General features: G+C 39.1%; 13 protein-coding genes. 6 read left to right on the top strand and 7 right to left on the bottom strand.

The window, feature by feature from the left end:
* Positions 1-287: 287 nt before the first annotated feature.
* The 5 genes from Q0590_RS29860 to Q0590_RS29840 form a co-directional block, all read right to left on the bottom strand.
* Positions 288-1,163 carry a transposase gene (locus Q0590_RS29860; RefSeq protein WP_302041318.1) on the bottom strand — a complete coding sequence of 292 codons (876 nt, stop codon included), beginning with the start codon at positions 1,161-1,163 and terminating at the stop codon, positions 288-290.
* Between the two features lie 101 nt (positions 1,164-1,264).
* On the bottom strand, positions 1,265-1,921 hold the full coding sequence (locus tag Q0590_RS29855) for a response regulator transcription factor (RefSeq protein ID WP_302041317.1): 657 nt from the start codon (positions 1,919-1,921) through the stop codon (positions 1,265-1,267).
* Positions 1,922-1,946: 25 nt separating this feature from the next.
* The gene (locus Q0590_RS29850; protein WP_302041316.1) at positions 1,947-2,732 is read right to left on the bottom strand and encodes a sensor histidine kinase; all 786 of its coding nucleotides are present in this window, start codon (positions 2,730-2,732) and stop codon (positions 1,947-1,949) included.
* Complete coding sequence (locus Q0590_RS29845; RefSeq protein ID WP_302041315.1) at positions 2,723-3,280, bottom strand: hypothetical protein; 558 nt, start codon at positions 3,278-3,280, stop codon at positions 2,723-2,725. The genes Q0590_RS29850 and Q0590_RS29845 overlap by 10 nt, the downstream gene beginning before the upstream one ends.
* Before the next feature lie 130 nt (positions 3,281-3,410).
* On the bottom strand, positions 3,411-3,653 hold the full coding sequence (locus Q0590_RS29840) for a hypothetical protein (RefSeq protein WP_302041314.1): 243 nt from the start codon (positions 3,651-3,653) through the stop codon (positions 3,411-3,413).
* Between the two features lie 389 nt (positions 3,654-4,042).
* Between Q0590_RS29840 and Q0590_RS29835 the strand changes: the two genes are divergently transcribed.
* Complete coding sequence (locus Q0590_RS29835) at positions 4,043-4,840, top strand: LuxR C-terminal-related transcriptional regulator (RefSeq protein ID WP_302041313.1); 798 nt, start codon at positions 4,043-4,045, stop codon at positions 4,838-4,840.
* A gap of 147 nt (positions 4,841-4,987) precedes the next feature.
* Here the strand turns inward: Q0590_RS29835 and Q0590_RS29830 are convergent, their stop codons facing one another.
* Positions 4,988-5,467, bottom strand: a complete 480-nt coding sequence (locus tag Q0590_RS29830) for a hypothetical protein (RefSeq protein WP_302041312.1) — start codon at positions 5,465-5,467, stop codon at positions 4,988-4,990.
* 44 nt (positions 5,468-5,511) lie between these two features.
* Positions 5,512-6,537: an AraC family transcriptional regulator gene (locus Q0590_RS29825; RefSeq protein WP_302041311.1), complete on the bottom strand. Its 1,026-nt coding sequence runs from the start codon at positions 6,535-6,537 to the stop codon at positions 5,512-5,514.
* A 97-nt stretch (positions 6,538-6,634) separates the two neighbouring features.
* Here Q0590_RS29825 and Q0590_RS29820 point away from each other — a divergent pair, with 97 nt between their 5' ends.
* From Q0590_RS29820 to Q0590_RS29800, 5 genes are all read left to right on the top strand, one after another.
* Positions 6,635-7,057: a DUF4345 domain-containing protein gene (locus Q0590_RS29820; protein ID WP_302041310.1), complete on the top strand. Its 423-nt coding sequence runs from the start codon at positions 6,635-6,637 to the stop codon at positions 7,055-7,057.
* A gap of 191 nt (positions 7,058-7,248) precedes the next feature.
* On the top strand, positions 7,249-7,953 hold the full coding sequence (locus tag Q0590_RS29815) for a hypothetical protein (RefSeq protein ID WP_302041309.1): 705 nt from the start codon (positions 7,249-7,251) through the stop codon (positions 7,951-7,953).
* Positions 7,954-8,015: 62 nt separating this feature from the next.
* Positions 8,016-8,477, top strand: coding sequence for a GNAT family N-acetyltransferase (locus tag Q0590_RS29810; protein WP_302041308.1), 462 nt, complete (start codon positions 8,016-8,018; stop codon positions 8,475-8,477).
* A 682-nt stretch (positions 8,478-9,159) separates the two neighbouring features.
* Positions 9,160-10,392 carry a serine hydrolase domain-containing protein gene (locus tag Q0590_RS29805; protein WP_302041307.1) on the top strand — a complete coding sequence of 411 codons (1,233 nt, stop codon included), beginning with the start codon at positions 9,160-9,162 and terminating at the stop codon, positions 10,390-10,392.
* 190 nt (positions 10,393-10,582) lie between these two features.
* Positions 10,583-11,497, top strand: a complete 915-nt coding sequence (locus Q0590_RS29800; RefSeq protein ID WP_302041306.1) for a sugar phosphate isomerase/epimerase family protein — start codon at positions 10,583-10,585, stop codon at positions 11,495-11,497.
* The last annotated feature ends 244 nt before the right edge of the window (positions 11,498-11,741 follow it).

Here is an 11,741-nt window from a genome sequence, read left to right as displayed (position 1 = left end):
AAAGCTAATTCATTTTGAGCCCTTTATGCTTTTACTAATCCATAGTTCACGTTAATTTTATAAAAATCTGTATATGTTGCATAAATTGAGAAGATAGCTGATGAATAAGGGGGGCTACTGAAGAGTTGGCTATAAAGCAGTGGAAGAGTACGGCTTACAAATATGTAAATATGGAGGCGAAACTTCTTTTAGTGTATAAACAATAAAAAGGTGTATTTGTGGGCAACTCATGCTGAGTTGCCCACAAATACACTACCATGAGGATAATGGTTTATTAATAATGTGAATCAAGAGTTGAAAACTAATATAAAAAGGGCTGCAGAAAGCCTACCAAAACAATGCACCCAAAGTCCTTTTTCCGAACGAACTTTACAAGCTGTTTGAATAGCTGTTTTTTCATTGAGCCAATGAAAGAAAGCCTCTACTGGTTGCCTGACAGCACTGACATATCGGGAAAACAGCTTATCAGCCGCTTCTAAATACTTCTGTCCTTTTTTCAACTTAACAGGCGTACGTATTTCCACTTGCTGAGCCTTTAGTTGCTCATTGAACTGTTGGGAAGCATAAATTTTATCGCCAATTACCCTACAAGTTTGTAATTGGCTGAGTACAGGTTTCAATACCGTCAGGTCATTGGCTGAGGCTTGGCTAAAGCCGATGTATTGTGCCTGAGGTAACCGCTGATAGCAGTCTGCTCCTAGAAAGTGTAGCTTTAGGCCATGGTAATATAGGTTTTTTGTAGCACAATACCCTTTATCAGCTACTTGCAAAGCTACTTTAGCCTGATAAGGTCTCTTAGAAAGTACAATAGGTAAAGAATCTGCTAAGCTTACATCAGTATAGCAGTCCTTGCAGGAAAGGTTTTCCGTCAATTCTTTGGCTAGGACTTCAAATTGCCAGTACAAGTCATTCAAGCGCTTGTTATAGGCTTGATAAGAAGGCAGACAAGGAAACCAGTCAAGCCAATGGTTGACAATATAGTCATATCCTTGCCTGATAGTAAATCTTTTCTGCAAAATGCTAAACAGATATATAGTCATCACTTCTTGATCTGTGAATAAGGGTGAATAATTATTGCTCATGCGTTGATAATGCAGACAACTCTGTGTATCATAGCAGTGGCAGATATAGTCATAGAGTTGGATAAGTTGTAGTTGTAGCATTCTACAAATTTACCCCTCCTTACTATACTGCCTTTTCAACCCTTGATTCACATTAATAATAAAAATGATAAATTATATCTAAGGTAGACGACCGTCATATATTAACTAACAGATATTATATGGTGTTTTATGGCATACAAAACTAAACCTGTTCTGCTTTTAATATGTAGTTTTTCAAATAGAGCCTCCCGGTATCCATCCACGGTGCGGGTGGCTACACACATTATATCGGCTATTTCTTTGTAGGTAAGTTCGGAACAAACTAGCTTTAAAAACTCTAATTCACGCTCATTTAATTTAGCTAATTCTTTATGTGTGTTCTCTTTATGCATATTCTGAATAAGGGTTCCACTAACCAGATCTGAGTAGTAAAAACCTTTTCTTACCACATCAGTCAACGCCGTTTTTAGATCCGCAGGATCTGCATCCTTTAGTATATAGCCACTTGCACCTGATTTCAGCATTCTGATGATTGACTCTTCATGGTCATACATGGAGAGAGCCAGAACTTTTACCTGCGGATGATGCCTTTTTAACCATAAAGCCGTTTCGTACCCATCCATCTCGGGCATAGTTATATCAAGCAACACAATGGAGGGCAGCTTATCCGAGGTAAATTTTTCTATGAGTTCTTTGCCATTGTTGGCTTCCCAAAGAATATGATAGCCTGTAAACCCATTGATTAGTTCCACCATTCCTTTCCGAAAGAGCTTATGATCATCTACTAAAGCTATGGTAATTGTATCTGGTGCTTGCATATATCGGTTTGAATGGTAGATGAGGTTAATTTAATGGTAAGAGAAGCCTGGTATGAAAGCCACTGCCGGCTTTACTATCTATGCTAAAATCTGCCCCGATGAGTTTGGCTCTCGTATACATATTTTGAATACCTATTCCTGTTTCTGCTTTATTTTTATGTTGTATACTCCTCATATCGAAGCCTATGCCATCATCCTCTATATGCATTAAAAAGCTAGTGGGCTGATAGACTAAGTTCACTCGAATAGTTTTGGCTTTGGCATGTTTCAGGATGTTATTGAGTATTTCCTGCGCTATCCGGAAGATAATCAATTGTTTTTGTGGATCAAACAGCTCTTCGTTGCCTTCTACGGTAAGGTGTGTTGTGTACAGACCACTCTTATTTATCAAATTCAGCTCCCGTTCAAGAGAGCTGGACAAACTACGGTCGCTCGCCTGTGCTGAATTCAACGTCTTTGCCAGATCACGTAAGTCCTGGATGGCTTTACTTAGTAATTCTTTAGAGGTAGTAATCTTCCCAGCCAGTGCACTATCCGCTTGAGAAGGAACCGTATTTAGATGTAATTTCACTAAGGATAAAATTTGCCCGATATTGTCGTGAATTTCTTGGGAAATGAGTTGCAAGGTTTGCTCTTTGATTTCAAGCTGCGCCTTTAGCAGCTCTTGTTTATAGGTATTTTTCATTTCTTCTTTCTCCCGGAGATACCGATGATACTGCTGTTGATGAAGGAAAACAAATACAATAATAAAGGAAGCAATTAGTAGCAATAATAAGGTAAGTCCGATAACAATCTGTATTTCTAAGGCCATGGTTTGTACTGATATCCAATCAATAGATACACACACAAAACTAGAAATACTACATTATGTATTTGCCACAGGATGCCTATATCTTTAATCTCCTGCTCCGTTAAGCTCCGGTAGGTAATAAAGATGAAGAAACTACTGGCATAATAGGTCAAAATACCGGTTACAAACCAGAAATTCCTTGTTTTAGTAATCAGAAATGGTTTAGGATAAATCAGATTTTCCAGGTAATAAAGAAAACAGTAGGCCACAAGAATCAGACTTGCTAAACCGAATGAATTGCTGTTGAAAGTACTAAGATCTTCCCAGAGCAAAAGATTTACAATAAAGAAAAGCGAAAAAAGAAAAAGGATTGAGAAAACAATTGACTTTGCTCGCCCAAAGGTTAAAATATGGCGGAAATAGGCAGATAAGATAAGAAAGGAGAGAGCACAGTTAGCATGGTATAAATACAGATTGGGTCTATCTAACAGCTGATCCAAAATAATTGCGTATCCATTAATAAGCGTTTGCGCCAGTAAAAACCAAAAAAGATAATCTCTCTTCTCCATTCGTGTCCTGCTTAAAAGCAGATAGAGCACCAGCAAGAGAGGAGAGATGGAATCTAAATATTTGGTTAGCTCAAATACCATGCTTCTAAGTTAGCATCTTTTATATATCCTATCAACGGCTGTTGTACGCTCAACAACTTGGCGGATTAGGACAACCTGGGGCTGCCTTAGCTAAAGGCGTAATAGGGATTTCTTTTCCATCAGCATCATATTCGACTGCCGTCGCTGTAATTTCTGCTCTAAAAACTTTAGGGGAATCTGCCTGTAACCTGTCAAAATTAATTTTGATCGATAGCGTTTTATCATCTGCTACCCCTTCGATTACTTTTCGGATATCTCCAACATTAAAAACATATTCTGAGTGTTTGGCCATAGTAGTACATGGGTTTATGTGGGATTATGGTTCTCAAATTAAAAGAAAAAACAATAGCTACTACCCAAGGCTATTCGTTGAATAAGTGACTTTATTTGTAATGATTTAATTATCAATTAGATATGCAATAGATCTTTGTGAAGATACCGGCATTTTCACCAAGCAAAGGGGAAAAACACCGTATTTTTACTAGTGAAAACACCTCTGTTGTACAGGAAATATCTCCTACCATGCTACTTCCTAATAAGAGACCTTTGTTTATATCCATTCATAGCTACCACAAGTAGCGTTTTTATACATAGGTATATACTCTACCCTTTAAGAGCAGATACACAACCATACTACCATTTACCTGTAACTATTTATCAACTCCTAATTGATTTGTGCGTATGAAAACGAATGTAAAATACCGGGTACCTTTTTCAGGCTTTTTAGCATGGCAAACAGCCATTTTGATGAAAGATTCTTTTATGAAGTCTACTTTTTCTTTCCCTGCTAAAAGAACCTCGCTTGAAGCTATACAGTCAAGTCTGCGTGATAGAGTGATAGATATGCTTTTTGAGACAGGTCCTTGTATGATGTGGATATTAGATCTTTACACAAAGCAATATGAATTTGTTAGTCCTAACGTAGAGCGATGGCTTGGCTATGAACCGGAAAAATTCATGCAAGGAGGATTAGCTTTTACACAATCGTTAATCCATTCAGGTGATCTTTCTACGATAGAGCAAGCTCTGGCAAAAGTTCATCGGTTAACAGAAATTGAAGGCAAGCTTCCAAAAGAAGCGGTATCTTCAAATTATGCATTTCGGATGAAAAAAGCCGATGGCAGCTATGTTACACTTTTTGAACAAAGCATAGCGCTGAAAGCGGGCTGCAATGGAGTAGTTACACATAGGCTGAGCATGAGTTTTGATAGCCAAGGCTGGCAGACAGATTTAGGTATGTCAGCTATTCAAGATGTTGTTGATCAACCGGCTACTGCCTTCCCTGACTGGCTTTCAACTGATCTTTATCCATCTGACAAATTAAGTATCCGTGAGAGGGAGGTAGCCCAGCTGGTAGCTAAGGGATATAGCAGCAGGCAGATAGCAGAAATGCTTTGTATCAGTATGCATACAGTAAACACGCACCGCAAAAAAATAAAAGGAAAACGGCTACAAGGTTCTACAGTTGGCCAATGCTGATAAGATGGTGTTTCTATATTAAGCTGAACTTTCGCAAATATTAAGATAAGCAGAACTTAACGGATGCGTAAAAGGCATAAAATTGTTGCCAAAGGTAAACGTGTTTGCTGCTAACTAAAGAAAAATCCTTGCCGGGAAAATAACATGCTATAGCTTATTTATTTCCAGGCCGTCACAATCCTGGTAGAATATTTTCAATTCAATAGGTTTATGGGTATCATCCATAGTGGTTTGTTCTAAAGCAATTTCGACATTATGGTAATACGGATCTTGTGAGTTGATAGATTTAGCTTCTATATTTTCTCCAGCAATGGCCAGATTAAGAGTAAAAGCCATCCCTTCAGCTCCATTAGCTATGCGCATAGTATCTATGTATTTGATAAAGTTTACCGGAAAGCTTCTGCGTTCGCCATTGGTCTTGATCAGTGTAACTCTCAGGTAGTAATCTAGAAGTATGCCCGCCGCTTTATTTCCTTTGTTATGGGGAATGGAAACGATGAGATCCGTAATAAACAGATAGGTATAGGGATAAACCAGATCAAAACTTACGGCCGGACGTTTATGACTCAGCAAAAAAAACTTTTGTAGCCGTTGGTTAACCGGATCATTGCTCGTACTAATGCTCATAAATAGGTCAAGTTTGTTGAGTATATCTTCCTGCTAAGTAAAAATTACGAAAGTACTGGTTGCTGACTGTGTTTTACTTGAGTTGGACTAAACCCGGTTTTCCGTTTAAAGGCCCTGCTAAAATTCTGCAGACTGGTAAAACCCAGCATAAAAGCTACCTCCTGCACTTGCATATGCGGACGGCTGAGTAACTGCAAAGCCATTTCTATCTGATGTTCTTCCAGCAAGCTTTGATAGGTATGGTTCTCTTCTTTGAGTTTCCGCTGCAAGGTACGTGCACTTATATTGAGCATGGCAGCTACTTCTTCCAGTTTAGGATTGTAGTAGGCTTGTTTGCTGCTGAGAATCTGCAATACTTTGCTGGCAAAACTTGTTTGACTTTTCAGTTGCATCAGTTTTTCTGTGCATAGTTTCTGCATATTTGCATACATTAACTCATTAGCTGATATTAGAGGAGATGCTGCCGTAACTGCATCGAATACAAGCATATTTTCTTTCTGGCCAAACAAGGTCAGGCCAAATAAATCCGTAAAAATGGACTGATTTTTTGCTTCTACCGGATGGCTGAAACTTGCATAAACAGGTTTTATTATTCTCCCAATCAGGTAGCCCGATAAGGATATTGTTAGGCTCATGGCATGTTCAGCAGCCATCGCCGCGGTGAGTGGGCTTGTTTCTACCCAGGCTGGTGCAGGTTTGTACAGTACTTTTATATTTCCATCAGGCAGCTCTGTTACCTGATATTCAAACATATTTCCCATCAAAGGAAAAAAGTCGGCAAAGCTTTTCCAGGCAAATTTTAAGCTAGGGCTACTTGAGGTAAGGGGAGCAATCCAGCCAAGTACAGAGAACGTAATATTCTTTCCGAAGCTGATTCCAATAAACTGGTAGTTGGTAAGTGTCAATGCACTTTCCCACATCCGGATGCCCTGCTTCCAGTCCTGCATACCATCTGGTATTGCTATGGAGTCAGGATTTACGCCGGCCAGCTGGTATACTGCTTCTTCTTTTATCCCGTAGCTCTCACAATTGCGTGCAATGGCTCTTAGTATCTCATTATGTACCTGCATGGCGTAAAATGGCTAAGCTTCTGTCGTAAAATGAAAATGTGCTTGTTTACAGTTCAGCTATTTTTGTAACAGAAAGTTAAATTTAACCAAAATAGATATGAATAGTAGAATAATTATGGGTGTTTTGTCGGTAATAGTAATTGGGATTACCGCATTAGGGATAGGGATGGTAAGCATTATGGCTTTTATTAATCCGCAATCGGTAATGGACCTGGTGGGGGTATCATTACCTAACACAGATGCCTATAGTTCTATCAGGGGGGTGTACGGTGGGGCAGGTATGGCCATCTGTATTGCCCTGGTATATCTGGCAATTAGTAACCAGAAAATAGGCTTACTGTTTGTAGCCTTATTATGTGGCTTGTATGCTCTCTCGCGTACAATTACCATTTACGTCGAAGGAAGTCTGGGCGAGTTCGGTCAACAATGGCTGATTATTGAAAGTAGTATGTGTATTGTGGCCTCGCTGCTGTATTATTTAAAATCAATGCCGGAAAAATCGGTGTTGCAGAATGCATAACCTAGTAAAGATTTTTCCAATGAGGCTTACCTCTTATAAAAGGGGTAAGTCTTTATTTTTTACAGCTATTTAGTGATTATCTGTAGTGAGTATGAATAAATATGGCTGAGAAATACTATATTGTATCACAGAAAAAGGATACTATTTTTTCTTGTATTTCTATTTTATTTATGCTCAAACGGCTAACTTTTATGAAAAAGTATTTTTTACTCATCACTTGTCTGCTTATCTACACATCTTATACATGGGCACAGGAGGCTAAAATTATCCGGGTAAAATCCGGCCAAGATCCGGCCCAAGCCGTAGCCGCAGGCGACCGTTACCAGTTTGCCAAATTTACAGATGGTAAAATTCATTATATAAACAATGTATCAGTTGGTAAGCTTAATTACAGCATCCTGCTGGGAGAAGTACATTTCATTGATTCTAAACGGGATACTTTATCTTTAGCCAATGAGCATCTCATTAAAATGATCAATATCGGCGACAGTAAATTCTACTATGATAAAGAAGCCGGATATGTTGAAGAAATAGCTGTATTTGATAAAGTAAAACTGGCTATAAAACAGATGATGATTGTAGTAAATAGTGAGAAGGAGGGAGCTTATGGTCAATCTTCTGCAGTTTCTTCAATTAAAACCTATAATTCTATTTCTACTGGCAACGGGCAAATTCAGAAACTACAAATACATGGAGACATACTGCTGACCAAACATGCATCCTACTATATTATTGATCAGAATAACCGGGTTCATCTGGCTACTAAGCCAAATTTTCTGCGGGTGTATGCCAAAAACAAAAAAGAGATAGCGGCCTATATAAAAGAACAAGTTATTAATTTTAAAAGTGAAAAAGACCTGAAAAAGTTATTGCAATTTTGTAGCGGTTTGGTTTAATAAAATAACCAGGCGCAGCCGTTTACCCATGCTTTAGTACAGTTTCTGTAGATGATTGATTAATGAAAGATACTATTTTTCGCCCCATGCAGCCAGAAGAAAGAGGGGTGGTAGCTGAAATGATTTCTGCTCTCTATCAGGGTGATCCAGATAATCCATTTATGACCCAAAAGAAAATTCAGCTCACTTTTGAAATGCTTGAACGGCATCCTGATTATGGCCATGTGCTTGTTTTTGAGCAAAAAAAACAAATTGTTGGCTATGCCCTGCTAATAAATTTCTGGAGTAATGAATTTGGCGGCCTTCTTCTTACTATAGATGAATTATTTGTTATTCCTGCTATACGGAATCAGGGTATTGGTACAGCTTTTATCCGGTATTTGATAGCAAGCCGGTACAATAAATTTGTGGCTTTAAAACTTGAGGTATTGCCTTACAATACACGGGCCTTGAAACTCTACCAAAGCCTGGGCTTTCAACAAGCCGACAGGCATCATCTTCTCTACAGCCCTATCAAATCCTGATTATCTTTCCGATTTTTTGTATCTGTTTGTATTATTCGCTTCCACAAAGCAGGTGCAAACGGTTTATAAGCCCTAGTAATTTAACTTTGCCAACATACACTTGGTAACTACCTGTTAAAAATTTAGGCTAGAACTCGTTTATTGATGCTTACAGGCTTACGGTAGCTTTCCCTTGGCTGTTTTCCAGGAGTATATTTACCAGAGGCGGAATATAACAGATGCATTATTAAGCGATGCAATTACTTACTCGTGTGGCCTCGGTGTTAAAAAGGTAAATAGCTGCCTGCCAGGAAAGAAAATTACTGGAACGTTGCTATAACTTAAGTGTGATAATTTTTATAAATAATCCTATAAATTTACTTAAAATATTACTTCAGGGATTAGCATATCTTAGCCGGAGCAGTTCCTTTCTGCATCTTTTTTACTTCCTGTTCCCATAGAAACCATCGGCTAGTTAGTTGATAAAGAGCTAACCTAGAATCTGTTTTTCCTATGCATTATTAGCGACGATTCCTTACCTGTTTAACAAAATTGGTTTTATTAACTGCTCTCAGATGATTATGCCTGGAAACTGACATTCGTACTTGCCTGGGATTATTGTACAAAGTTTTTGTCAGGCCCGCAGTAATTTCGCTAGATAAATAATGATATAAACATTCTGCAATTGCTGCGACTGATGGCTATGAAAAAAAGTATACTGGTTTTCTGCATGTTGTTACAACTTGTGTGTGTAAGCGTATATGCACAAACCGGTATATTTGTGCCTGAACTTTCTGTAGTAGACGGGCAGATAAGTGAGTTTATGCAGAAGTGGAATCTGCCGGGTGGCTCAGTAGCATTGGTAAAAGAGGGACGGTTGCTCTATGCCAGAGGATTTGGGGAAGCAGACAAAAGTACACGTGTACAACCCCATCATCTGTTTAGAATTGCCAGTTTGTCGAAGCCTATTACGGCAATGGCTATTATGAAACTAATTCAGGAGGGGATGCTGCAGGCTGATGCACTGGTTTTTGGAGAGAAAGGTATTCTGAATACGCCTGCGTATCAGCATATTGCTGACGAACGAGTTAAACGTATAACTGTAAGACATCTGTTAGAACACACAGCTGGCTGGGATAGGGAAATAAATCCATTGGGAGACCCTATGTTTAACTCAGTTATCATAGCTAAAGAAATGCAGGTAGCAACTCCGGCCAACCAGCTGGCTATTATTCAGTATGTTTTGTCTAAACCCCTAGACTTTGATCCGGGTACTAAATTTTCGTATTCTAATATTGGGTATTGTATAGTTGGACGTATCATCGAACAAGTAACAGGCTTGCCATATGGAGAATATGTTTACCAGCATCTTTTACAGCCCCTTGGAATTGCCGATATACAGTTAGCAAAAAATCTGTATGAGGCTAAACACGAAAAGGAAGTACGTTACCATGATGTTTCCAGCCGGGGGCTAATGCCTTCTGTCTATGATCCCAGTGACAAAGTTTCCTATCCGTATGGTGGTTTTAATCTGGAAGCTATGGATTCTCACGGAGGCTGGATTGCCTCTGCTACAGACCTGGCTAAATTGCTAGTGGCAGCCGATGGTTTTAGTACAAAGCCTGATTTTTTGCAAGCAGCTACAATAAATGCTATGATTACTCCCTGTAAACAGTATCCGGGCTATGCCATGGGCTGGTTTGTGAATAGTTCTGGTAACTGGTGGCACACAGGTTCTCTGGCCGGTAGTTCGGCTATTATGGTCCGCTTACAAGAAGGCTATAGCTGGGTAGTGCTGTTTAATGGCAATCCTCAGACACATGCTTATTTTGCGGCTCTGGACCAACTGATGATAACAGCATTGCGCAAGGTTCAGATCTGGCCAACACACGACTTGTTTAATCCGGCTGCTGTTACCCAACGGGATACACAATAAATAACTCAGAATTAGTATCACCCATCATACAAAAAATACAGCATAACTTATTAGTTGATACTTGTTATGGCTTGTGGTTGCGAATGGCTTCCACATGTTGCAGGATTATATATTTCATTAAAGTAATCATGCATTAGATAGAATATTTTACTATTTTAGTATTATATTAATATATATTATCACTAATGCAATGAACAACTCAAGACGAGCCTTTTTAAAAACCAGTGCTTTGGCAGTAGCCGGATCTTCCCTTATGGGTAATTCTTTGTTTGCTGCCCAAAAGCCAAAAGAATTAGTTGGTGTACAATTGTATTCTATCCGGGATGAAATGAAAAAAGATCCTTTAGGCACCCTGAAGCAGGTAGCAGCCATGGGGTACAAAAATGTAGAACATGCCAATTATGTAGACCGGAAATTTTACGGGTATGCACCAAAAGAGTTTAAAAAAATACTTGATGACCTGGGGCTAAAAATGCCTAGTGGCCATACAGTAATGAGTAAAAAGCATTGGGATGAAACCGCTAAGGCTTTTACCGATGAGTGGAAATATACCGTAGAAGATGCGGCGGTGCTAGGGCAGCAATTTGTGATTAGCCCTTCCATGCACGAAGGTACCCGTAAGAATTACGACGAGCTGATACGCTTTCTGGAAGTATTTAATAAAAGCGGGGAACTTTGCCAAAAATCCGGGATGAAGTTCGGCTACCACAACCACGATTTCGAATTCAGCGAGAAGCTTAATGACAAAACCCTGTACGATATTATTCTGCAAAACACTGACCCAAAGCTAGTAATGCAGCAGCTGGATATTGGTAATATGGTGGGCGGTGGGGCCAAAGCCATGGAAATTTTGAAAAAATACCCAGGCCGGTTTGAGTCTATGCACGTGAAAGATGAAATAAAAAGTGCCTCTGGTCATGGTGGATATGAAAGTACGGTTCTGGGAAAAGGTCTGGTAAATCCAAAAGAGATAGTAGACTGGGGCCGTAAATCTGGAGGTACTATTCATTTCATTATCGAACAGGAGGCTTATCAAGGTCAGTCACCGTTAGAGGCCGTTAAAGAAAACCTGCAAGTAATGAAGAAATGGGGCTATGTGTCCTAATTACTTTACCTGATTAACATTTACCCTGCATTTTTTCTCTTACAATTCAGATAAGTTATTAAAGATCTTATTTGTGCGTAAAAACATAGTTGAAAGCAAGGCACAAATTGCTGCATAAAGTTCTCACAACTCTATTAAGGTGCGATACTTGACATGCAATTTGTGCTTTGCTTTTTTATGTAATCAAATACCCTCCAGGAATCTTCTATCTCCAGCTGAAACATTCAGATAATATAAGCACAAT

The organism is Rhodocytophaga aerolata, from assembly GCF_030503435.1.
Classification (GTDB): domain Bacteria; phylum Bacteroidota; class Bacteroidia; order Cytophagales; family 172606-1; genus Rhodocytophaga; species Rhodocytophaga aerolata.
Note: the sequence above shows the minus strand (reverse complement) of the source record. Positions and strands in the feature narration are given on the sequence as shown.

What these genes read in the sequence shown, in the direction of transcription:
- Q0590_RS29835 (WP_302041313.1), top strand. Translation starts at nt 4,043, where the DNA reads ATGAAAACGAATGTAAAATACCGGGTACCTTTTTCAGGCTTTTTAGCA.
- Q0590_RS29825 (WP_302041311.1), bottom strand. Translation starts at nt 6,537, where the DNA reads ATGCAGGTACATAATGAGATACTAAGAGCCATTGCACGCAATTGTGAG.
- Q0590_RS29800 (WP_302041306.1), top strand. Translation starts at nt 10,583, where the DNA reads ATGAACAACTCAAGACGAGCCTTTTTAAAAACCAGTGCTTTGGCAGTA.
- Q0590_RS29855 (WP_302041317.1), bottom strand. Translation starts at nt 1,921, where the DNA reads ATGCAAGCACCAGATACAATTACCATAGCTTTAGTAGATGATCATAAG.
- Q0590_RS29840 (WP_302041314.1), bottom strand. Translation starts at nt 3,653, where the DNA reads ATGGCCAAACACTCAGAATATGTTTTTAATGTTGGAGATATCCGAAAA.
- Q0590_RS29860 (WP_302041318.1), bottom strand. Translation starts at nt 1,163, where the DNA reads ATGCTACAACTACAACTTATCCAACTCTATGACTATATCTGCCACTGC.
- Q0590_RS29810 (WP_302041308.1), top strand. Translation starts at nt 8,016, where the DNA reads ATGAAAGATACTATTTTTCGCCCCATGCAGCCAGAAGAAAGAGGGGTG.
- Q0590_RS29820 (WP_302041310.1), top strand. Translation starts at nt 6,635, where the DNA reads ATGAATAGTAGAATAATTATGGGTGTTTTGTCGGTAATAGTAATTGGG.
- Q0590_RS29815 (WP_302041309.1), top strand. Translation starts at nt 7,249, where the DNA reads ATGAAAAAGTATTTTTTACTCATCACTTGTCTGCTTATCTACACATCT.
- Q0590_RS29805 (WP_302041307.1), top strand. Translation starts at nt 9,160, where the DNA reads ATGAAAAAAAGTATACTGGTTTTCTGCATGTTGTTACAACTTGTGTGT.
- Q0590_RS29850 (WP_302041316.1), bottom strand. Translation starts at nt 2,732, where the DNA reads ATGGCCTTAGAAATACAGATTGTTATCGGACTTACCTTATTATTGCTA.
- Q0590_RS29845 (WP_302041315.1), bottom strand. Translation starts at nt 3,280, where the DNA reads ATGGAGAAGAGAGATTATCTTTTTTGGTTTTTACTGGCGCAAACGCTT.
- Q0590_RS29830 (WP_302041312.1), bottom strand. Translation starts at nt 5,467, where the DNA reads ATGAGCATTAGTACGAGCAATGATCCGGTTAACCAACGGCTACAAAAG.